Raw genomic sequence first — 363 nt, forward strand, 5'->3', positions numbered from 1 at the left:
TGATGGTGTGGAACGGCCCTTCGAACCGGCATCAAAAGTGCCTAACGTGGTCGCGTAGAGAGGCGCCACAAAGGAAGGACCGTTCCATGGAGAAGATTATCACGGTGGGTTTGGATTTGGCCAAGTCGATCTTTCAAGTTCACGGCATCGCCGAAAACGGGAAAGTCTTGGTTCGTCGCACATTGCGGCGATCGCAGGTTCTGCCCTTCTTTCGAAGCCTTCCAGCTTGCGTGGAGCGGCGGGAAAGAAAGGCTCGGCGCGATATCAAAGCGCGGAAATCGGCAAGTACGGACGCTCCTGATCGTTGGTGCGACCTCTATCATCAAGCTTGCTAAACGAGGCTTGAAAGTCCCACTCTGGATT

The 363-nt window shown here is 54.5% G+C and carries 2 pseudogenes; both read left to right on the top strand.

The features are described from left to right. Positions 1 to 86 precede the first annotated feature (86 nt). Positions 87 to 233, top strand: a pseudogene (locus AC0L3P_RS40170) (IS110 family transposase); the annotation flags it as partial. A 1-nt stretch (position 234) separates the two neighbouring features. Next, positions 235 to 363 (top strand): annotated as a pseudogene (locus AC0L3P_RS40175) (transposase); the annotation flags it as partial.

It is taken from the genome of Bradyrhizobium sp. WSM4874, assembly GCF_055811835.1.